This is a genomic window from Bacillus sp. FG16, from assembly GCF_057809515.1.
In genome coordinates, this window is the sequence record NZ_JBMDKC010000068.1 from 1 (window position 1) to 21,846 (window position 21,846).

Below are 21,846 nucleotides of genomic sequence, written 5' to 3' on the forward strand. Positions count from 1 at the left end.
TATATTGAACTGTAACAATAAAATTAAAGCTTTCTTCTGGAAAACGTTCAATTTTTATAATTTTTGTGTCCGTTAAACTATACTGATGATCTGGTCCAAGCTTGCTTCTGATAACTTGACTTGCATATGGCGCTAATAAAGTATTATAAGAATCATAAAGCTCTTGATCATTACTATTAACCGCTTTGATATCTAACGGATTTAAAAATGAAACTGCCATTACAATTCCAAAAAACAAACTAATCACTTTACCTTTTAACACATAATCACCCTTATTTAATTTGGATATCCGTTAACCTCCCCAGCTCAAGAAATGACTATTCTTCATTCTTGTCTAACTTCTTTTATTCAAATAGCGTTTTTGTTTAGTTTCACTCTAAAAGTAAAATTTTCATTTTTTCATTCAACCAAGTTCATAACATATTCTTTTCCCCCAATAAAATAAAGATTAGGTGTCCCATACGCATTTTATACAATGGAAATAATACCTTGCACGTACTTATGTATTAGAAACTTCATTTCCGCTTCTTCTGCAATAGCAATTTTGTTCACTTTTTTGATACATTTATGAAACATTCACATGTTATCTTCAATATGTTCTATTCTTTTTGAAAAACCATGTGAGAATACCAAAACAAGAAGCCCTAGAGCCCTAACTCTAGGGCTCTTGTTTTCAAATAAGGATTTTGTTAAATATTCAATTGAACCTTCTTACACTCTCCGTATTACTAGCCCACAAGATATTCAGAAACCATATGAAATTGTAATACTAATGTAAGGTTTCTCAATATGAACCAATGTATTTATGTAGTAAACTATTTATCGGCAATACATATAAAAGGAGAAACATTTATGACTTTTGAAGACAATCGTAAATTAGGCATTCAACAAGGGTGTATAGTAATAACAGATCAATCGCAATATCTTGTTGTTAAAAGGAATGAAAATTATTCTTTATTAATCATCCCAACTGCGGAATGTATAAACTTTGAAGTTTCACTTGAACATCTTGAAGAAATGGTCCAAGTAGATTTAAAAGAAAAAATTCAAGATATCATTCCACCAGAGAATATAAAAATCGTAGCTCAAAACAGAATATAAAATGTATTTTCTAAGAGCACTTTCGGTGGTGCTCTTTTTTCATGGACAGTTCCAAATAACAATTTTATTATGTTTCCTAACTTACAGTAATGTCCTTAAAAAACATTCATATATATTTATCAGATGCACTTTTAAATCCCAGAGTATCAAATACTTTTAAGAGTTGACTGACCAATAATATTCGACTTATCTTTAAAAACTTATTAAAAATAACTTAGATACAAAAAAGCTACGTTTTATATAGGATAAAAAATTATCTTACGTAAAGGAGCTTGATTATTTGTGAATTATCAAAATGATAGCAACTCTAACATTCACAAACCTTGTTCTTGTCCATCTCCCACGGCTAACAGTTTAAATGTTGTTCAAACTACCCCATCAATAGTTTCTGTAAACTCTGCGATTCCACTAGATACCGTGGTAAATTCTAATGGCACGGCAATCTCATTCACACCACCAACAACTGTTTTACTTGAAGGTGGAAGAACCTATTTGGCAATCTATGAAGTGCAAGTTATCATTCAACCAGGAGGTAATTCGGCAGGTATCACTATGTATCTTAATAATAATCCAATCATTGGATCAGGTACTTCTCTAGGATATACAGCCGGATTCACTTCTGTATCAGCCCCCGCTATTTTCACTACACCTTCAGGTATAACAAGTACGCTTACTGTTAATGTAGGACCATATTCTAATACATTAAATACGTTGGGCTTAACTCTTGCTGTTGTAGCATTAACATAATAAAATGTAAAACTCTCTAAAATGATTCTATTTGTCCCTTAATTGTCTATTGGGCTAGCCTCTAAGAACTCCACATAACTACATATAGAAAAAGAACATTATTTGGTTCGATAGTACTAGGTGACTCGGCTAGCACAATTGCTGAGTCACCTATTTATCTATAACAAAATAAAGCTTTTGTTTAATTTATTACTTGTTCTTTTTAATGCATTATTCTATTACAATTCATTTTCATGTTATAATTACCAACAGTACATATTTTAATAGGCACAACAAATCTCATAAATATAGGAGGACCTTAATGATCCTAACTCAAGAAAAGAACATAAAATTAATTATGCATTTTCTTACATTATTATCTTTTTTTATTCTTATTTTCTTTAGTGTCACAATTTTTTATATACCTTTGGTTTTCTATTTTGTATTTAAATCACAAAACATTCAGAAAAATATCCTTGAAGCTGTTTTTTACCAACTATTCATTTGGATAATTACGGTAATATGGAATCTTTTCATAACAAGAATCTTAATGCTATTTTGGTCTAATTTAGACTTGGCTTCAAATAACGCTTTGATTATTTTCCGGGTAGCTCCTTTATATCTAATACTGTTTCTCTTGTTAATTTTTGGACCTATAAAAGGAATTTTATATGTGCTACAAGAAAAAGACTTTCATTATCCTATTATTTCCAAATGGATTAACAAATAAAAATACGTGTAGAAGAATTCAGAATTTTATTGAATTCTTTTTTTATGGATCTTTCAAAATCTTTTACATCTTCCTTCATTCCTTCTTTTTAATAAACTTCAACTTTTATTACAATAACGCTTTTTTAAAATACAATCGTTTTTCTATAAACTTTGTAACCTTCATTTCCTTTCCTATGATTACAATTTCCTCCTAGCAACCAAGTATTGGCTATATCCCCCATATGAACACCTCAATTTTATTGGCATATACTTTGAAGGAAAAAACATTTCAATTAAACATATACCTACAAATTCAGTTGCTAATAATTTACCAAAAATTACTTAACATTTAATTTTTTAAAGGAGGTATTTATGAGATATAATCGAAAATCAAATTCGTGTGATAAATTTCAGCAACCCTGCTTTGTTTCTATATCCCCTTGTGATCAAAGTAATTGCTGTACACCTGTTTTTTTCTCGAATGCTCAACAACAAGAATTATTGCAAATAATAAATCAATTAAATCAAGCCATCCTTTCTTTTTTCACAACACCAAATCCAACAACTATACAAATACTCCAATCAGCATTACAGGCATTAAATGATTTATTAATAGCAGTACAACCAAATACACGAAATAGGAATTTAGTTATAAGAACTATAAATCAATTAATTAATTCTTTACCTACCGCATCTCTCACTCAAATCTCAGCATTATTCCAATTTCTATTCCAAAGCTTGTCTTCACTTATAAATTGTTCAAATATATCGGACCCCTTATTACAGCAAACATTCAACTTAATTTTACAAGGAATCTTAAATAGTTCGCTATTAAGTAACATCGGAACACCGGGGCCGACTGGAGCCACTGGACCTAGAGGATTTCCTGGACCTAGAGGCGCTCAGGGTTCTCAAGGTGTGCAAGGAATTCAGGGGCCTGAAGGACCAGAAGGACCGGAAGGACCTCAAGGTGTGCCAGGGATTCAAGGACCGGAAGGGCCTGAAGGGCCTCAAGGACCTCAAGGTGTAGAAGGAATTCAGGGGCCTGAAGGACCAGAAGGACCGGAAGGACCTCAAGGTGTACAAGGGATTCAAGGACCACCAGGACCACCTGGGCCTACTGGTTCAGGGACCGGAATGGGAATTCCTGGACCACCGGGACCTACTGGGCCTCAGGGAATCCAAGGGATTCAAGGACTGGAAGGACCGGAAGGGACCACTGGACCTCAGGGTGTACAAGGAATTCAAGGGCCTGAAGGACCACCAGGAGCCACTGGACTTCAGGGTGTGCCAGGAATTCAAGGGCCTGAAGGACCACCAGGAGCCACTGGACCTCAAGGTGTGCAAGGAATCCAAGGGCCTGAAGGACCACCGGGCCCTACTGGAGATTGTGATTGTCCACCGGGACCTACTGGACCGACCGGGCCAACCGGGCCAACCGGACCTGCATGTAATTTCCTAGTATATGCTACAAATGCAGGACTCATAGATGACCCTACAAATGATACAGTATCTGTAATTAACACCGGAACAAATATAGTAGTTGATACAATTACTGTAGGTAATGCACCACTTGAAGTAACGGTTTCACCAAATGGAGCTCGTGCCTATGTTACTAATATTTTTTCTAATACCGTTTCCGTTATTTATACTGCTACGAATACTGTGATTGGTACCATTCCTGTTGGAACTAATCCAATAGGTGTAGCTGTTTCTCCAAATAACACAACTGTTTATGTTGGAAATCATGGTAATAATACAGTTTCTGTCATTAATGCGGCAACAAACACAGTTAGTAATACCATTCCTGTTGGCATCGCTCCACAAGGGATTACTGTTTCCCCAAATGGAGCCTTTGCATATGTTGCAAATGAATTAAGCAACACAATTTCTGTCATTAATACTGCTACCAACACAGTTATCGCTACCATCCCTGTTGGCATTCGTCCTAGAATAATCGTGTTTACACTAGATGGCACTCGTGCGTATGTCACGAATCAAAACAGCAATACTGTTTCTGTTATTAACACCACTACCAATGCAGTTATTAATACAATTAACGTAGGTACCGAACCTGTTGGTATAGATATTACACCGGGTGGAAATCTTATTTACGTTGTAAATAAAGTTAGTAATAATGTATCTGTAATAAATGTGGCGACAAATACTGTGATTGATACAATTTCTGTTGGTTTATCTCCTGATCAAGTAACCATCATACCTGATGGCACTCGAGCATATGTTACAAATCAAGCTAGTAATACTGTTTCCGTTATTGATATTGCTACGAATACTGTTATCACTAATGTCCCAGTAGGTGTCGCTCCAACCGGAATAGCTACTGGAACTATTTGTGAATAAAATAAAGAAATGAAAGTCACAGATAGTTTTTAATAACATTGATAGTAAGTGATATTCTTTCTTTAACTATATTCAAACAACTAGAATAACCCTCTATATTCTGTTAATATTCTCTACTGTTTTGTCTTACAGAACCTGCCGAGCAACTAGCTGCTCTCTTTCTATAAAATCCATATCATATACCGATTAATTTACTAACATTGAATTTTTTTGGGGTTTTATAACAATATTTACCTATAAAACCATTATCCTTATACAAAGAGCTATGAGCCTTTCCACTCATAGCTCTTTTTTATTACGATTTTCACTTCACATCTACACGATCAACCTTACCGTTTATCCAAACCGCGACTTGCTCACCAAATCCGCTCATTGGTGGATTGACTGCTGTTACATTTCCACCCTTCACTATTAAAAGTTTGTTGCTACTAACATCAATTTCTACTTTTTTAATATGTCTATCTCTCTTTTACTACCGCATGTACTCGACAACATCAGTTTTAAAGCCACTTCCCAAATAAACCCTTACTGGAATTATTTCTTTTTTATCCCTCACTGCCTTACACAATTCTTCAGCTGTACCCCAATTGGAAAACTTGTCTACAACTCTTTGAAATCTCCGTGTATTCATTAACTCTTAGGATTTATTCTCATGTTTTACCGAACATGCAGGAAGAAGGAGTAAAAAATTTTAGTAAAAGTATCTTTGGATAGCTAACGCTTGTAGAATGTTTGCATTTTATAACAAAAAGCCAAACAAATCTTGTATTAACAAGGTTTATTCACTTTAACATATGTTATCATGTATAATACATATGTTAAGTAAATTCAGAATAACGAGGCAAATATTATGGACTTTGTTTATATTAATCAAAACGTATTAAATAATCTTCTATACATTTTATGTAGTATATTTGTTTTTTATTTCATATATGATAGCCGGCACTATTTAAAGAAATATAAAATACTACTGATTACCCTTTGTTCTAGTATCCCGCTTATTTTATGTATGCGATACCCTATCTATATGGATGAAAGTTGTATTCATGATTTAAGACAAATTCCGGTCATAATAGGTACGCTTTATGGTGGATTCCCTGTCGGTATCATATTGTTTACAATTTTATTAATTACAAGATTTATATTTTATGGTTTTAACATGCTAACAGTCGTTGTTTACGGAATAATGTTCATCGTTACAGCACTCGCATCTTCAAAATTTAATACATATAATAGAAAACTTAAAGTAGCTTTTTCCATGTTTTTAACCTTTTTCCTAGCAATATTTACAACTGTAATTGTATTAACTTTATCAGATTTTGAAGTGAATAATTTATATATTATTTATTTCATGGTATTACCGACTACTTTAATGTTATTTATTGTTTATATAAATGAAGTTATAAAAGATGCTGTATTAATGCGCTCAAAATTAATTAAAATGGAAAAAATGGAGATTGTTAGCCAACTCGCTGCAAGTATATCGCACGAAGTAAGGAATCCTTTAACGGTCGTAAAAGGATTTACACAGCTTTTAAAAACACCAAATTTAACTCCTGAATCAAGAGACGAATATATTAAACATATACTTGAAGAGTTAAATCGTGCCCAAGAAATTATCGATGATTACTTAACGTTTGCCAAACCTGCTCCAGAAAAATTAGATCAAATTTCAGTAAAACAAGAGTTAAATCGAGTTATTAATATGATATTGCCATTATGTAATATGAATACGATACATATTACACAGGATTTTTCTGAGGCAACCATTGTTGGTAATAAACAGCACTTTCAACAATGTTTTTTAAACTTAATAAAAAACAGTATTGAAGCAATGCCTAATGGTGGTACCTTAAATATTTCCTCATCTATCAATAATAGTAAAGTTGAAATACGAATTGAAGATAGCGGAGTTGGAATGTCACAGGAGCAAATAAATCGATTCGGTGAACCGTATTTTAGTACAAAAACAAAAGGCACTGGTTTAGGTACGATGGTTGCTGTTAAGATTATTGAGACGATGCATGGAAGTTTAAAAATCCGAAGTATCGTTAGTAAAGGAACAACTTTAACGATTACGTTCCCGAAATATAGTAAGAATACGCATTTAAACAAATAAAAAAGGGGCATAGTTGCTCCTTTTTTATTTGTTTCGATACATAAGTATCTTCAATGTTTTTTTAGTTTACATTTGTGAAGACTAATTAAAAATTAGTATCCTCCGCCCCAGCAGCTGCATCCTACAATTATTAATAGAATGAATAACACAACTAATAAAGCGAAACCTCCACCAAAACCACAAGAACCACCGTAACTCATATTTTCTCCTCCTTTTGGTTTGAAAACTAATAGGTAGTTGATCATTTTAACTGGTTCGTATTATACATTATGTGTATATCCCTTTTTTGAGCATGTCTACATAAAAATAAGTAAAAGCACTCGTTTAAAGAGTGCTTTAAAATGGATACCAAAAGTTTTGAAATACGTTTAATTTTAAATATACCGCAACAATGAATATGAAAACACCGGCAAATAAAGCGATGAAATCTTTACGTTTCGCCTTACTTGTATAAAACCATGTACGTTTATCCTTCTTTCCAAATCCTCTTAAATCCATTGCATTTGAAACCGTATCTATTCTTTCTAGAGAATGAATGATTAGTGGCCAGAAAATTAAAACACGGTTCTTCATACGAACCCATAAACTTGCTTCTCCTTTTTCAAAAGCCACTCCTCTCGCTTCTTGCGCGTGTTTAATAATTTTATACTCAGACTGGATGTCAGGAATATAACGTAGTGCAATATTTATTGCATATGTAATCTTATAATGGATACCAAGTTTACTTAAACTACTTACAAATTCGCTTGGATCTGTCGTGTATATAAAAAGAAGTGTAAATGGTAATAACGTAAAATACTTTAATGAAAGTGTAGCTGCATAAAATAATGTTTCATATGTAATCGTTGCATATCCAATATGTAAAAACGAGGTATATGATTCAGTTAATTCAGATCCATGAGTTGGTGTAATAAATAAAATCATGACAGAGTTTAATAAACTAAATGTAAATATGACACTAAAAACAATTAAAATTTTATGAAATGGAATTTTAGCAATGCTGAGTCCGATACACCCAATGATAAATAATATTAGCAACACCCGAAAATCAAAAAACAAAAAAGTAAGCGTCATACAAAAAATAAATAAAAACAATTTCACTACCCCATCCATACGATGAAAATATGTACTATGCACCTTCCTCCCTCCTATTACTATCTAAATAAAGTTCCATAAATTTTTCCGGACATGCAATCCCACTAAATTTAACAAGCTTGGTTAAAGAACTCTCTCTTAAGTTAGCTATTTGTAACGTTTCTTGATCACCAAATACATTAGACACTGTATTATCCGCAATAATTTCCCCTTCATGTAGAACTACTGCACGGTCTGCATATTCTAGTGCGAGATTCATATCGTGAGTGATAAAAATAAATGAAATACCCTTTTTAGCTAGGTTATTAATAAACGACATAAATTGTTTATAATGATAATAATCTTGTCCCGCTGTCGGTTCATCTAATATGATAAGCTTAGGATTTGTTGTTAATACAGATGCGATTGTTAATCTCTTTTTTTGCCCATAGCTTAGTGCTTGAATTGGCCAATTACGAAATGGATATAAACCACAAATTTTTAAAGTTCCTTCTACTCTATTCTTAATTTCTTCCTTAGAAAAATTATGTAATGTTAATGTAAATGAAACTTCTTCAAAAACAGTAGGCTGTGTAATCATATGATTTGGATTTTGCATCACGTAAGATATGATTTTCCCACGTTTACGAATAGACCAAGAACTAATATTTTCACCTTCTAACAAGATTTTCCCATTTTTTATTTTGTTTATGCCTATAAGACTATGAGCTAATGTGGATTTCCCTGCTCCATTATGTCCCAATAGTGCCACAATTTCTCCTTCATATATTGAAAGGTTTACATTTTCTAATACTTTTTGTTTATTAGGGTATGAAAATGATAAATTCTCCACTTTAAGTAATTCCTTGTTTTTAGTATTACCTTTTAATATGACTTGTTTCTCCATCCACTCTTTTAGAACGTTGCCTATCTTTTCTTTTTGAAGGTTTTCCATTGGATATATTACGTCATTATTACGATCAAAATGTAATCTCTTTAATGCTTCGATGTAAATAGGCTCTCTTAAGCCAATACGTGGCAATATATTTGACGCTAAGATTTCTTTTGGTGTTCCTATTGCAATGACTTTACCTTCATCAATTAATATAACTTTGTCTAAATCCAGCTTTAAAATTTCTTCTATCCTATGTTCGATAATAACAATCGTTTTATTATATTGCTCATGTATATCTTTCATAAGTTCTATCGTATGTACGGCGCTTAGTGGATCTAAGTTCGCTAACGGTTCATCGAACAATAATATATCCGCATTTGTTGTTAATAAACCAGCAAGAGAAACTGTTTGCTTTTGACCTCCTGATAATTCATGTGGACTTTGTTTATGAAACGTATGCATCTTCACCTTTCTTAATGAGTCCGAAACAATCTTTTTCATGTCATCTTGATTTACACATTCATTTTCTAAATAAAAAGCTACATCTTCTTCTACTGTCAGACCAATAAATTGAGCATCTTGATCTTGCAAAATTGTTCCCACATTTTTACTCTGCTCGAAAATGCTGCCTTTTCGCGGATCTTTTCCAGCAATTAAAACGTTACCAGTACTAATCCCTTCATAAGAAAATGGGATTAGCCCATTGATACAATGAGCTAATGTCGACTTTCCTGAACCACTTCGTCCAGCAATTAGCACCTTTTCTCCAGGGTATATATGAAAGGTAATATCACTTAAAGTAGGCTGCGCAGCATGCCCATATTGAAAGGTAAATTGTTCAAACGAAATAATTGGTTGCATGTTAACATCCCTACTTTTCAATTTTTAAATGTGTATGTTTCTTATTAGATTTTGCCAAGCCAATTGTAAGTGGCAATCCAACTACTAAGAAAACGATAACATCGGAAATTGTTGCTCCTAATACTTGTATAACAATTTTGTCAAATGGTTCTCCCATCACAATAATATCGAATGCCCCAGCAAATATAATAGCAATGACAATACCAACTAACCCAGTAATTGCTAAATAAGAAATATGCCCCTTGTTAAACGACCCGTTTTTCACACTAAAACCAACTCTTTTTTGAATAAGACCCATCGAAAAACCAATAATCCCTGAACTAATAACCCAGCCCCACCAAATCCCCCAGCCAGCAATCGTATCTGTTACTGTATGACCTATAAGTCCGATTAACAGTCCTGCCACTGGACCAAATAATGCTCCAAAAACAGTTAATATAGCTAATGCTGGTTTAATAAATGTATTCGGTGCAATAGAAAATCCCCAAAGTCCTAATATCCCGTATAATGCTGCTCCAATACCGATTGCTACTACTAACTTTGTTGATAATTTGTTCATTACAATTCCCCTCTCATATTAGTCAACTTTTATTACTCTATATTTAATTTAAAAATGAATTATGCATCTACACTCCCTTTCTATACAACAAAAAATGACCTCTTATATAAGAGGTCATTTTCTTTCACGTTCAAGAATCCTCTTATCTTTCAAAAAACACAACGTGTCCTCTGCGGAATTAGCACCTTCCTATAAAATTGCATAGGGGTTGCTGAGGTTTCTTAGGGCCGTTCCCTCCACCTCTCTGGATAAGTATTAATTTGTAATTCGTATTATGGCACTAAAAAGTGTAAATTTCAACACTTTTCTTACTATTTTTATTTTTTGTTAAATGGCACATTTAAATCATTGTTTTCTTATCGGAATTGTGAAATAATGAATTCAAAATCGTTTCGGGAGGAATGCATTATGAAAGTTATTGGTTTGATTGGAGGATTAAGTTGGGAATCTACATCATTATACTATAAACATATTAATACGCTTACACTCTCTCAATACGATCAAAATGCAAAGTTAGTTTTATATAGTATGGATTTTGGTGAAGTAACTACTTTATTACAAAACCATCAATATGAAGAAGTGAAAAATGAACTAGTTACAGTTGCAAAGAAAGTTGAAAAATCTGGGGCTGAATGTTTATTAATGTGTTCAAATACCGTACATCTATTTGCCGAGGAAGTAGAACAAGCAATATCTATCCCGCTTCTTCATATTGGTGATGTAAGTGCTAAAGAAATGGTAGAACAGAATATAAAACGTATCGGACTATTAGGAACAAAACAAACGATGGAGCAAGATTTCTATAAATCACGATTAGCGAAATATAACATTGAGACAATTATCCCAAATGACGAGGAAAGAACTTTTATCCACCATGTCATATTAGATGAATTAAGTAGAGGGATCATTTCAGAAACATCTAAAGAAAAGTTATTACAAATTACAAAATCATTAATTCAAAACGGCGCTGAAGGTATATTATTAGGCTGTACTGAAATACCTTTACTCATCTCCCAAAATGATCTCACTATTCCCGTTTTTGATACTGCTTTTTTACATGCAAATACTGCTGTGCAATTTGCTGGATAGGAATATAAAAGCATAAAGGTGAGAACCTCTATGCTTTTATATTATTACAATTATTTATTTAAAAGAGATTCAATAACTGCAATTGCTTCTTTTGAACCACCACATTCTATAAAGCTATCATTCAGTTTTCTTATACCATTTTTATACTTTTCATTTGAAAGAACATCTGTTACAGCCTCTTTTAAAGTGTGCACATTAACATGTTCTTTCAATAGTCTATGTGCCGCTTCAAGCTCAGTTAATCTTTGCGCTATCATAGGCTGATCTTTATCATGCGGTATTATTACAAATGGGACATTATAATGAATGGCATCGTGTACGCTATTCATACCACCATGTGTAATAAAAACATCTGCTTCATTTAATATTTCTGATTGAGGTACGTATGGAGCAATTATAAAATTATCTGGCGCTTGCTTTATTTTTGAAATATCATTTCTATCACCAATTGCCATTACAACTATCCCATCAAAATCTGAAAAAGTATCAATACAAGTATTAAAGAATGGTTCGAGTCCTTCAAGCAGTGTTCCCATTGAAATGTAAATAACTTTCTTCTCTTTAAGTGATTCCAGTGGAAACTTTATATTTGTTTTACACTTTGAAATGCTCGGTCCAATAAAAATGTTATTTTCTCCGAACGATTCGCTATTAGGTTGGAAATAACGACTTGTGTATACGAAACAAACATCACCCTTATTATTCATAAATTGAAGATTATTCTTTGGTTTTACTCCAAATTTATGTTCCATCTGATTTAGTAATTTTTCAGAGATCTCCTCTGGTTGGAATGGTATATCTGCATTTGGATGAAAAGGTAATGTCTTCAAAAACTCTGAAGGAATTAAAAATATAGGTGAGGAAACTACACCTGGAACTTGTAAATACTCCTTTACTAACTCTCCCGCGCCAAATATATCATAAATTACGAAATCAAAATTTATACTTTCACATAATTTTTTCGTAATTTCCAATATATATAAAGAAGTTTGAACATGCACATGAAAGAAAGCATTTAACCCAGATGAGGTTTCAGCATCAATAGAAATCTCCTTTAATAGATCCGGATGAGTATGTACAGTAGCTCCTAAATCTTCAATTCTATCCTTAAAGTTTGCCGTTGTAATATAATGTACGTGATCCCCTCGTTCAGTAAAGGCTTTTACTAAATTTAATGTAGGGTTTACATGTCCCTCTGCTGGAAAATTAACCACTAAAATATTTAGCACTTATTCCTCACTCCTTACATTTCACTGTTTTAATTAAGCATACATACTGTTATTTGTACATGTAATCGTCCCCTAATAGTCCTAAAGTGCTTGTTACATTATGTTGATAAATAATTTTCAGTCATCAACATAAAAAAAGCATCTACCTATGTAGATGCCTAACCGTGATAAGGAGTGTTCTGTGAGGTTAGAACAAGCTTTTCTGCTTGTCCTATGCTATCAATATATGATTTATTTTATAAAATGTGAATCGTTAATAGAATTATTTTATCCATTTTATATGATCAAATGGATAAAATACCATTTCTACCTTACCTATTATATTTGACTCATCAATAAGTCCAAGTGTATTCCTACTATCTTTACTATGATTACGATTATCACCTAACACAAATAATTTATGCGTAGGAACTTTTATTTCTCTAAAATTTGAAAAACGATTGGATACTTGTAACATATCTAAATGTATATACGACTCATCACGCTTTTTACCGTTAATATATACCTCATCCTCTTTTAATTGTATATTATCCCCCGATAATCCAATAATTCGTTTCACATAGTAAATAGGCTCGTCTTCTTTTTTTATGATGACAACATCCCCATAATGAAAAGACGATAAACAGACGTTTACCTTATTAACAAGTATATAATCTTTTTCATTTAAAGTAGGTTGCATCGAAATTCCTTCTACCATACAAAATAAAAATGACTTATTAATAAAAATAACCCCTATTATAATTAAGATGTAGCTACATATGTTCCTCCAATATTTTAGAATAAACAGCTTCATATATACCTCATTTCCAATCTATCCCCAGATAAAAACGCCTCTAGTTCACATGAATGCTAGAGACGTTTCGTCCATTTTAATTCTCTTTAGAGTTATCTGTTTTTGGCGCTTCACCAGTTAATCGCTTATTTTTCAAATCAAAATAAGCATCTAAAACTTCTTTTCCAATATCGGAGTTAATGCCCGATTTATCATTTTCAACCCACGGTACTACAACAGAAAATGCTACTTCTGGATCATCATATGGCGCATATCCAGCCAATGTTAAGTTATAACATTCTCTACGATCGCCTTTCGCATTTCGCCCAATTTCATTTTCTCCACCATATACAGTTTGTGCGGTCCCTGTTTTACCAGCTGGTTTATATGGTGCTTTTTGGAACGCTCTTACTCCCGTTCCATCTCCTTCTTGAAATACTTTTCTAAATCCTTCTTTTACTTGATTAATATATTCTTGTTTCATATCGATTCTATTTAAAACAACGGGTTCTATTGATTGTACTACTTTACCAACCTCATCTTTTTGAACGGTTTGTTCTCTAATCTCTTGAACAATTTGTGGTTTCATTCGATACCCTCCATTTGCGATAGTCGAAATATATTGTGCAAGCTGAAGTGGTGTATACGTATCATATTGTCCAATAGAATAATCTAATAAGAAACCAGGCTGATTATCTTTTCTTCCAATTTGTCCTGCAGTTTCATTTGGTAAATCAATACCAGTTTGTACGCCTAATCCAAATTGCCTGAAATAATACCTCATTTTATCAAAATATTCTTGTTTAATATCTAGTGAACTATTTTTCACATAATCCACTCCAGCAATTTTTAATGCTATATTAAACATATAAACGTTTGAAGATACTTGTAACGCTCTTAGATCGTCTATATCACCAAAATTTTTCCAAGACTTCTTCTCCTTAGTTCCTTTAAACTTCATAGGTGCATCATAAAAATGTGTTCCAGGAGTTATTGCATTTGTTTCAAACCCTGTTAACACTGTCGCACCTTTAACCGTTGATCCAAGCTCATAAGAACTAGTCAGCGTGCCTAAAGCGTAATCTTCTACTTCCATTTTCCCGTCTTTTTCTACAAGCTTTTTCCCAGCCATTGATAATACTTGACCATTTTTGGGATTCATCATCACTACGAAAGCACGGTCTAACATTGATTCTGATCCTTTATATTGTTTTAATATTTTTTCTATGCTCTCCTCTACTTTTTTTTGCAATTCCATATCTATTGTTAAAGTTAAATTTTTACCGCTTTTCCCTTCAGTAACAGTTTCCGTTCTAATAGTATTTCCTTGTTTATCAGCAATGCTTCTTACTTCTTTTTTTGTACCATGAAGTACATCTTCGTATTGCTGTTCGATATAACTTTTGCCGACCCTATCATTTCGACTATAATCACGCACTAAATAATAATCTAATCTTTCACGTGGCAATCCTTCATCAGCATTTGAAACGTTACCAAGGACAGAACGGAATAGACCATCATTTACATAGATTCTCTCCCAATCAACTGATGCATCTACCCCTGGGAGGTTCGCTAAATTTTCACTAATCACCGCATATTCCTGTTCACTAACGTCCTTTTTAATAATTTGAGGTGCCATTTGAAAACCTGAGGTCATTTTACTTTTAATAGCTAACACTTCTATATCTTTAGCTGTTAGTTCTTGAAGATTTTTATCTGTAACGCGCTTCCTTTTTAAATCTTCTATTTTTTTGTCTAGCTCTTTTCCGGTAATATCCTTATTTCGGAACTTATCTATTTCTTTTTTGGATACTAAGTCTTGAGCAAGTTCTGGATTTAATTGCATCCAAAAGTCTTTCTTATCAGTCTCAGTTAACTTATCAATATCTTCTTGTGGCATTTCAATAATGTCTGCAAGTTGTCTTGCTGATTTTAATATTTCTTCTTGTTTTACACCTTTCACCTTTGTATATGTAATCGTACGTAAAGACTTATTATCAACTACTGGATTTCCTTCACGATCAAATATTTTCCCACGTGGTACAGAAAGGCCCACGGTTGCATTTTCTCTCTTCTCTACTTCATTTTTATATGTTTCTCCATCAAAAATTTGCACTTTCCCTAACTGAATAATAATGCCAGAAAATAATAAAAATACACAAAGGAATAAAATATTTAACCGGAGAGGTAATACTCTACCACTTTTCTTCTCTTGCTTTTTCACCTCGTCATAATCTCCTCCTTACAATATTCCAAATAATAATCACATTTCTATATTAAAAGTAATGTACATTTTCTATACATTGCTTTGTACAAATATTAATATAATGTTTAAAACTTAATAGAAATTAAAACAAAGGTAAAGAAAAAGTAAAGGTTACTAAATTTAATATAAAAATACCCAATAACAAAAAGCTTAGCTTTCACTAATCGCTTTGTTATTGGGTATTAAGTGATTTAAGAATTACTACTAGTGCGTACTGCTATACATTTATCGTCACAATTCGACAGAGGTTGTTTACTTTGTACTTTCGGTAAGTAAATAGTTACCGTTGTCCCGACACCAACCTCGCTCATGATACTAATTGTCCCTTGATGACTTTCAATAATTTTATAACTTAACATTAATCCAATACCAGTCCCTTTTTCTTTCGTACTATAAAAAGGTTCACCTAATCTCTTAATTCTTTCTTCAGGTATGCCTATTCCTTCATCTATTACATGAATGATGACACCATCATCATTTATTTCTTTTATGTGAATTGAAATTTCCCCACCATTTGGCATAGCTTCGATTGAATTTTGCAAAATATTAATAAATACTTGTTTCAATTGATTTTCTGAGCATTCAATAATTATATCTTTGTCATCCGTAAATAGTTCAACTTGAATATTTGTCATAATTGCTTTTGTATTCATTAACGATACGACATTTTTAAAAATTTGATAAATATTTTTCTTTTCTGTATTTATCTCATCTGTTTTAGCAATTGACAGAAATTCTTGCAGGATCGCTTCTATCCTTTCAATTTCAGAAAGCATAAGATCAAAATATTTTTCTTGATCTTCTTTATTAATTTGGAATAACTGTATAAAACCTTTAATTACAGTTAAAGGATTTCTCACTTCATGAGCTACACCAGCTGCTAATTGACCAATTGCTGCAAGCGTATCTGATTTGTTTAACAATTCTTCTGTCTTTTTTCGCTCTGTAATGTCGCGTACAATAATCATAATTTTATCACGTAATAATGGTAAGCACCTAGCTTCAAAGAAATCAATACTTCCATTAAGTGTGAGTGGATATTCTACAATTACATTCGTTCCTTTTTCCTTCACTTGATTAATGGCTTCCTGAAACTGCTGCGCTACTGAAGATGGTAATACTTCGTAAAACTTTTTTCCCATAAAAGCTTCTGCGGGTACGTAAAACTTCGTAGGAGATCCTGCCTTGTAATCAATAATCGTGCCATCATCTTCTGTTAAGAAACATAAATCTGGTAAAGCTTTAAAAATTAATTCCAGTTCAGATGTTTGTTGTTTTAACTGCTCTTCTATCGCTTTTAAATGCGTAATATCTACACCAACAGCCCAATAACTATATCCTGTTACAGGAAACTGTTCTGATATATTCGACCACATTATTGTTTTGATTTCACCATTTTTACACGTTAAGTGCATTTCCCAATCTCTGAAATTCTTTCCACAAGTTAAAAATTTCTTTTGTATTTGCTGCCGATAACTATGATCAGGATACAATAATTGCAGTGCATTTGGATTTCCAATTATTTCTTCAGCGGTATAACCTGTTACAATTTCACATTCTCGGTTCCACAAAACAAAATCTCCATTATAATCAAGCGCATCGACCATAACAGGCATGTTTTGTAAAATCGTATGTAGTTCCTCCTCTTTTCGAGAAAGCAACGTTGTATTTTTACTTTGAAATACTTTTATTGCGCCATCTAAAATTAAACTTGAGAGCATTTCAAAGTATTTTTGACAACTGAAAATTTCACTTTTTTTGGACCATACAACAAAAGAACCTAAATGTTGATTGTATAAGAAAATGGGGATTTCAATCTTTGGAAGTTTACTCTTTTTTATCTCATTCATTCCGAATGAAAAAACACACTCTTTTTCAGCATCAAGAAGTTGATGTGATATGTTAGTTAATTTATAAAATTGTTCTGCCATGGTTTCTATTGTACTCACATCAATAAGTTCCATTAGCCGCGAATTCATTCCTTTTTCACCTCAATATGTAAAATTAATACAAATCTAAAATTCATACTTCTCCATTATACGAAGAAAGCTAGTGTAGGTATATAGCTGTAGAATAATTATTCAAATAAATTTTATTTTTCAATTAAAATAAGAAAAGAATATACATACTGAATACACCTTTAATTAGTATATATTTCGCTCATTCCTCATTTATTGTCTAGGTAACTTGAATTCCTCCTTACATTCACTGAATTTTCACTTGAGAGTCATACGCCTCACTAATAGCGGTATAAACATGCAATAAGTATAAAGTTCATAAAATATTCACAATTTTTATGAAAAATATAAACATTTATTCCAATATATTCTATATAATGAAATGTAATAAGGCTTCTATGAATCTCATAGAATACCTTACCCCTAATAAAAAAGAAAAAAGAATCCATTTGGATTCTTTTTTCTTTTTTTAATTACATTACATATTTATATAAAGCATGTGCCACACCATGTTCTTCATTTGATAACGTTTCATGTTTACACATTGCTTTTATTTCTTCAACTGCATTCCCCATTGCAATTGATATGTTCGCTTTTTCCATCATTGAAACATCGTTTAGCCCATCACCTATCGCTACAGTGTTTTCAACCGGAATATTAAGATGTTCTGCTAAAGTATATAATCCATTCCCTTTTTGAGCATCTCGATGATTAATCTCTAAATTGTGCCAATATGAAGATGTAATTGCTAAATCTGTATTATGAAGAAATGTTTCTTTTAGTTTTTTTAATTTCTCAATATCATAAGAAAATGGTAATAGTTTATGCACATGTATATCTGTTTCTACAATTGGTTTACAACTTTCCGCACTATGAAACGCTGTATGCTCAAGATATAATGCTGCGATTGTTTCTAACTCTTTCAAGTCGAAATTTTCTTTTGAATTCTTCACATACTCAATTTCATTACGTACACTCTCTACTCCATAATCCGGGACATACACACCTTTATCAGTATAGAGCTGATAATATAAACCATTCTCTTCAAGATATTCTACAATTTCAAGTGCCTGCATATTTTGAATTGGATATCTCTTCATCATTTTCTTATCTTTATATATAAGCGCGCCATTTTCCGCAATGATTGGACACTCTAAATCAACTTCTAACAATAATCGCTCAATGTCAACAATAGAACGTCCTGTACAAATTGCTACGACATGGCCAGCTTCTTGACATGTTCGAATTGCTTCTGCATTTTCTTTACTTATCATTTTATTCCCCGAAAGAAGAGTTCCATCTAAATCAATTGCGATTAATTTCATTATTTCTTCACCACTTTCTATAAATACACGAGTTCCAATTAATTATTAGGTATCGTTTTCATACAATCCTCGTGAGGTACTTCTTATTTATAATTTATGAAAAGCGTTTCAGGTCAAGAAATAATTAAAAATAAAATCCAAAGCTTTTCTTTTTAAAAAGCTTTGGATTTTAAACTATGAATTGTAACTAATGTATTTTGTCTCACACATGTACACATTTTTTTCTTCAGTTGGGATATATACTTTAAACTTTTCTAACTGTTTTCCATAGACATGAATCGTAATAACGCTTTCATTTTTGCTGATTTCAAGAATATGACAATCTGCTGGCGGAATTACTTTATCAGTTTCTCCTTCTCCCAAATAAAGATTTCCTGTATGTGTTAAATAAACAAGTGAATTACCAAGTTGTTTCGTTTGTATAAAGTTCTGCACCATAATCCTTCCTGAAAAAACGCCTTCTACCCCCCATGTGCCATCATGATCATGTAAAGGGGTAGATTGTCCATTTTTCCATACGAGAGCTAGTACTTCAAAACGTTTGAGCGGATCTTCATACAATAAATGTCGTGCATATTGAGTCAAATTCGCCTTCTGTTTATCTAACGGAAGCCATGTTTTCTTTTCTAAAAGTTCTTCTAGTAACTTTTCAATGCCACACACTATTTCTTCTTCAAATAAACCGTTTTCCATAAGATCTGTAACACCTTTAATAAACTTTTGAAATGATTTACTTCCATTACAAGTCAACATAAGAATCCTCCTCTACGTTTCATACAATTCCATATTAAGGTAATTATCTAAAACTCACAATTGAGAAACAAAAAACAAGATGCAAATGTATGCACCTTGTTAAGATTTTTATTTGACTTTCAATCGAATAGGTAAGTATTTTAATGTTTGTTCATTTTCCAATATACATTTTTCTAAACAGAAAGATGGAGATAGCTCTATTTTTTCAAAAGCATTTATAAAGGTAGTTAATGCAATCTCAGCTTCTAAACGTGCAAGTGGTGCTCCTAAGCAAAAGTGAGGACCTTTCCCAAAAGTTAAATGCTTTTCATTTCCTGTTCGATGTACATTAAATTGAGAGGCTTGTGAAAATTTTTTCTCATCTAAATTCGCTGCACTAACCCACGCAACAATCATCTGATCCTTTTTCATGAAAGGACCAAATATATTTGTATCCTCTGTAATCCTCCGGGCCAATGTAACAGGAAAGCGATAGCGTAATACTTCCTCAATCGCTTTTGAAATTAAGTTAGGCTCTTTTCTTAACTCTTCATAAATTCCAGGTGAATCTACTAAAAAGCAATAAAAGCTATTAATAATTAAATTTGTAGTGGTTTCATTCCCAGCCGCTAATAAACCTAATGAAAAGGTTACAATTTCTTCATCTGTTAATCTTTCGCCCTCGTATTCAGCTCGAATTAAATCGGAAATGATATCATCGGTTAAATGATATCTCTTTTCCTGAACGATCGGTAGAAGATATGCTTTGAATTCATGTAATGCTATCCCTTTCTCGGCATCCAGATCATTAAACTTTTCTTTACTATACGGCATAAATAAAATATCAGACCATTCTTTAATTTTTTTACGATCTGTTGTTGGGACTCCTAATAAATCAGAAATAACGGTAACAGGTAAAGGTGCAGCAAATTGTTCAACGATATTAACTTCACTACATTTTTCGATATGTTGTACAAGTTCATCTGCGATAGCCTGTATTCGAGGTTTCCACTGTTCTAAACTTCTTGGAGTAAATGCCTTAGAAACAATGGAGCGTACATTGCGATGTTCTGGTGGATCTGTAGAGTTTATATTTATTCTAGTTTCTAAAGGAGGGATTGAGAATTGTCTGCGCTCCCTTCTACTTGAAAATAAGCGATAATCTGATAAAACACGATTTACATCATCGTATAAAAAAACATTCCATACATCCTGCTCTTCATCATAATGAACCGGGTTATTATCCCTCATCAAACGATACCATTCATACGGATTCCATAATTCTTCTTTTGTTTTCAGCTTTGAAATTTCATGAACTAAAATAACATTTTCAGGTGAAGCCATAGTTCTTTCCTCCCTTTTCTTTTACAATAAAAGTGATAGGTCGGCAGTTCAAAGTTGTATAAACTAACATATGTTATTTTAACATATACTAAAGGGGATTTTTCATTAGAGAACTTGAGAAATATATAAGGGGGATTTTTATGTACGTTGACATTTTACTGCTAGCAGAATTAACGACAGGACCAAAACATGGATATGAAATTAAAAAAAATGTTCAAAATCGTTTAGGTGAGAATTTCGAATTAAATCACAACATGCTTTACCCTGCCCTTCGGCGTTTTGAAAATATGGGTGCTATAACGAAAAAAATACATAAACAAGTCGGAAAACCAAACCGAAATATGTACGATATAACAGAAACAGGAGAAGAAATTTTTTCTGAAATGTTACGAGAGTTTCCCGAAAAACTTGCGACAAACAATGCAGAATTTCTTGTTCGTATCGCTCTATTTGAAAAACTTGACTATGAGGCTAGAAAAGAGATTTTGACTGTACGTCAAAACGTACTACATAATCAGCTTACTGCTATTCAGTCTCTAGATGTTACCTCATCTTTTATTACTGAAGTCATTGAATTTAGTAAATCACGAATTGAACATGAATTGAGTTGGATTACATCACTTATGAAAAAAATATGAAAAAATAACAAGAAAAGTTAAAAACAATGAATGAAAATGATATTTATTATCAATACTATAATTAATAAAAGGGCAACCACGATTTG

Annotated in this window: 20 protein-coding genes, 1 pseudogene and 1 riboswitch; of the genes and pseudogenes, 8 read left to right on the plus strand and 13 right to left on the minus strand. The window is 32.5% G+C overall.

Annotation, left to right across the window (positions count from 1 at the left end; all coding sequences use genetic code 11):
- Positions 1-262 (minus strand): DUF3888 domain-containing protein (locus ACODS7_RS21705; protein ID WP_488827529.1); only part of this gene is annotated, 262 nt, incomplete at its 3' end.
- Between the two features lie 590 nt (positions 263-852).
- On the opposite strand from ACODS7_RS21705, the gene ACODS7_RS21710 reads away from it, so the two are divergent.
- The 4 genes from ACODS7_RS21710 to ACODS7_RS21725 all read left to right on the plus strand — a co-directional run bounded on the left by ACODS7_RS21710 (position 853) and on the right by ACODS7_RS21725 (position 4,899).
- On the plus strand, positions 853-1,101 hold the full coding sequence (locus ACODS7_RS21710) for a hypothetical protein (protein ID WP_016084535.1): 249 nt from the start codon (positions 853-855) through the stop codon (positions 1,099-1,101).
- A 282-nt stretch (positions 1,102-1,383) separates the two neighbouring features.
- Positions 1,384-1,848: a hypothetical protein gene (locus ACODS7_RS21715; RefSeq protein ID WP_243168461.1), complete on the plus strand. Its 465-nt coding sequence runs from the start codon at positions 1,384-1,386 to the stop codon at positions 1,846-1,848.
- 301 nt (positions 1,849-2,149) lie between these two features.
- On the plus strand, positions 2,150-2,557 hold the full coding sequence (locus ACODS7_RS21720) for a magnetosome magnetite crystal formation protein family (RefSeq protein WP_243168460.1): 408 nt from the start codon (positions 2,150-2,152) through the stop codon (positions 2,555-2,557).
- A gap of 353 nt (positions 2,558-2,910) precedes the next feature.
- Positions 2,911-4,899 carry a YVTN family beta-propeller repeat protein gene (locus tag ACODS7_RS21725; RefSeq protein ID WP_243168459.1) on the plus strand — a complete coding sequence of 663 codons (1,989 nt, stop codon included), beginning with the start codon at positions 2,911-2,913 and terminating at the stop codon, positions 4,897-4,899.
- A gap of 304 nt (positions 4,900-5,203) precedes the next feature.
- Here ACODS7_RS21725 and ACODS7_RS21730 read toward each other — a convergent pair whose 3' ends face one another.
- Positions 5,204-5,353 (minus strand): DUF3954 domain-containing protein, encoded by a 150-nt coding sequence (locus tag ACODS7_RS21730; protein ID WP_243168470.1) that lies wholly within the window; start codon positions 5,351-5,353, stop codon positions 5,204-5,206.
- Positions 5,354-5,526: 173 nt separating this feature from the next.
- Here ACODS7_RS21730 and ACODS7_RS21735 point away from each other — a divergent pair.
- Positions 5,527-5,613, plus strand: a pseudogene (locus tag ACODS7_RS21735) (tyrosine-type recombinase/integrase); the annotation flags it as partial.
- Positions 5,614-5,749: 136 nt separating this feature from the next.
- Positions 5,750-7,018 (plus strand): sensor histidine kinase, encoded by a 1,269-nt coding sequence (locus tag ACODS7_RS21740; RefSeq protein ID WP_043938208.1) that lies wholly within the window; start codon positions 5,750-5,752, stop codon positions 7,016-7,018.
- Between the two features lie 92 nt (positions 7,019-7,110).
- Here the strand turns inward: ACODS7_RS21740 and ACODS7_RS21745 are convergent, their stop codons facing one another.
- From ACODS7_RS21745 to ACODS7_RS21760, 4 genes are all read right to left on the minus strand, one after another.
- Positions 7,111-7,218 carry a YjcZ family sporulation protein gene (locus ACODS7_RS21745; protein WP_000120182.1) on the minus strand — a complete coding sequence of 36 codons (108 nt, stop codon included), beginning with the start codon at positions 7,216-7,218 and terminating at the stop codon, positions 7,111-7,113.
- Between the two features lie 136 nt (positions 7,219-7,354).
- Positions 7,355-8,155, minus strand: coding sequence for an energy-coupling factor transporter transmembrane component T family protein (locus ACODS7_RS21750; RefSeq protein ID WP_029442450.1), 801 nt, complete (start codon positions 8,153-8,155; stop codon positions 7,355-7,357).
- Positions 8,148-9,848, minus strand: a complete 1,701-nt coding sequence (locus ACODS7_RS21755) for an ABC transporter ATP-binding protein (protein ID WP_048564725.1) — start codon at positions 9,846-9,848, stop codon at positions 8,148-8,150. The genes ACODS7_RS21750 and ACODS7_RS21755 overlap by 8 nt, the downstream gene beginning before the upstream one ends.
- Positions 9,849-9,858: 10 nt before the next feature.
- Entirely contained in the window at positions 9,859-10,407 is a 549-nt protein-coding gene (locus tag ACODS7_RS21760) for an ECF-type riboflavin transporter substrate-binding protein (RefSeq protein WP_001038211.1), read from the minus strand.
- 139 nt (positions 10,408-10,546) lie between these two features.
- Positions 10,547-10,662: riboswitch (SAM riboswitch) on the minus strand.
- 153 nt (positions 10,663-10,815) lie between these two features.
- Between ACODS7_RS21760 and ACODS7_RS21765 the strand changes: the two genes are divergently transcribed.
- Positions 10,816-11,496 (plus strand): aspartate/glutamate racemase family protein, encoded by a 681-nt coding sequence (locus ACODS7_RS21765; protein ID WP_016081435.1) that lies wholly within the window; start codon positions 10,816-10,818, stop codon positions 11,494-11,496.
- A gap of 50 nt (positions 11,497-11,546) precedes the next feature.
- Here the strand turns inward: ACODS7_RS21765 and ACODS7_RS21770 are convergent, their stop codons facing one another.
- The 7 genes from ACODS7_RS21770 to ACODS7_RS21800 form a co-directional block, all read right to left on the minus strand.
- Complete coding sequence (locus ACODS7_RS21770; protein WP_224980366.1) at positions 11,547-12,725, minus strand: macrolide family glycosyltransferase; 1,179 nt, start codon at positions 12,723-12,725, stop codon at positions 11,547-11,549.
- Between the two features lie 262 nt (positions 12,726-12,987).
- Positions 12,988-13,518 carry a signal peptidase I gene (lepB, locus tag ACODS7_RS21775; RefSeq protein ID WP_029442446.1) on the minus strand — a complete coding sequence of 177 codons (531 nt, stop codon included), beginning with the start codon at positions 13,516-13,518 and terminating at the stop codon, positions 12,988-12,990.
- A 76-nt stretch (positions 13,519-13,594) separates the two neighbouring features.
- On the minus strand, positions 13,595-15,721 hold the full coding sequence (locus tag ACODS7_RS21780) for a peptidoglycan D,D-transpeptidase FtsI family protein (protein WP_043938203.1): 2,127 nt from the start codon (positions 15,719-15,721) through the stop codon (positions 13,595-13,597).
- Between the two features lie 233 nt (positions 15,722-15,954).
- Positions 15,955-17,742: a PAS domain-containing sensor histidine kinase gene (locus ACODS7_RS21785; RefSeq protein WP_029442444.1), complete on the minus strand. Its 1,788-nt coding sequence runs from the start codon at positions 17,740-17,742 to the stop codon at positions 15,955-15,957.
- A gap of 452 nt (positions 17,743-18,194) precedes the next feature.
- On the minus strand, positions 18,195-19,046 hold the full coding sequence (locus ACODS7_RS21790; RefSeq protein ID WP_016081440.1) for a Cof-type HAD-IIB family hydrolase: 852 nt from the start codon (positions 19,044-19,046) through the stop codon (positions 18,195-18,197).
- A 174-nt stretch (positions 19,047-19,220) separates the two neighbouring features.
- Entirely contained in the window at positions 19,221-19,799 is a 579-nt protein-coding gene (locus tag ACODS7_RS21795) for a cysteine dioxygenase family protein (RefSeq protein WP_043938199.1), read from the minus strand.
- A 108-nt stretch (positions 19,800-19,907) separates the two neighbouring features.
- Positions 19,908-21,122: a cytochrome P450 gene (locus ACODS7_RS21800; RefSeq protein WP_016081442.1), complete on the minus strand. Its 1,215-nt coding sequence runs from the start codon at positions 21,120-21,122 to the stop codon at positions 19,908-19,910.
- Positions 21,123-21,262: 140 nt separating this feature from the next.
- Between ACODS7_RS21800 and ACODS7_RS21805 the strand changes: the two genes are divergently transcribed.
- Complete coding sequence (locus ACODS7_RS21805; protein WP_016081443.1) at positions 21,263-21,760, plus strand: PadR family transcriptional regulator; 498 nt, start codon at positions 21,263-21,265, stop codon at positions 21,758-21,760.
- Positions 21,761-21,846: the final 86 nt, after the last annotated feature.

Bases quoted from the DNA above. Each gene is read 5' to 3' on its own strand.
- ACODS7_RS21710 (WP_016084535.1), top strand. From the start codon at position 853: ATGACTTTTGAAGACAATCGTAAATTAGGCATTCAACAAGGGTGTATA.
- ACODS7_RS21720 (WP_243168460.1), top strand. From the start codon at position 2,150: ATGATCCTAACTCAAGAAAAGAACATAAAATTAATTATGCATTTTCTT.
- ACODS7_RS21725 (WP_243168459.1), top strand. From the start codon at position 2,911: ATGAGATATAATCGAAAATCAAATTCGTGTGATAAATTTCAGCAACCC.
- ACODS7_RS21740 (WP_043938208.1), top strand. From the start codon at position 5,750: ATGGACTTTGTTTATATTAATCAAAACGTATTAAATAATCTTCTATAC.
- ACODS7_RS21745 (WP_000120182.1), bottom strand. From the start codon at position 7,218: ATGAGTTACGGTGGTTCTTGTGGTTTTGGTGGAGGTTTCGCTTTATTA.
- ACODS7_RS21755 (WP_048564725.1), bottom strand. From the start codon at position 9,848: ATGCAACCAATTATTTCGTTTGAACAATTTACCTTTCAATATGGGCAT.
- ACODS7_RS21760 (WP_001038211.1), bottom strand. From the start codon at position 10,407: ATGAACAAATTATCAACAAAGTTAGTAGTAGCAATCGGTATTGGAGCA.
- ACODS7_RS21765 (WP_016081435.1), top strand. From the start codon at position 10,816: ATGAAAGTTATTGGTTTGATTGGAGGATTAAGTTGGGAATCTACATCA.
- lepB (WP_029442446.1), bottom strand. From the start codon at position 13,518: ATGAAGCTGTTTATTCTAAAATATTGGAGGAACATATGTAGCTACATC.
- ACODS7_RS21785 (WP_029442444.1), bottom strand. From the start codon at position 17,742: ATGAATTCGCGGCTAATGGAACTTATTGATGTGAGTACAATAGAAACC.
- ACODS7_RS21790 (WP_016081440.1), bottom strand. From the start codon at position 19,046: ATGAAATTAATCGCAATTGATTTAGATGGAACTCTTCTTTCGGGGAAT.
- ACODS7_RS21795 (WP_043938199.1), bottom strand. From the start codon at position 19,799: ATGTTGACTTGTAATGGAAGTAAATCATTTCAAAAGTTTATTAAAGGT.
- ACODS7_RS21800 (WP_016081442.1), bottom strand. From the start codon at position 21,122: ATGGCTTCACCTGAAAATGTTATTTTAGTTCATGAAATTTCAAAGCTG.
- ACODS7_RS21805 (WP_016081443.1), top strand. From the start codon at position 21,263: ATGTACGTTGACATTTTACTGCTAGCAGAATTAACGACAGGACCAAAA.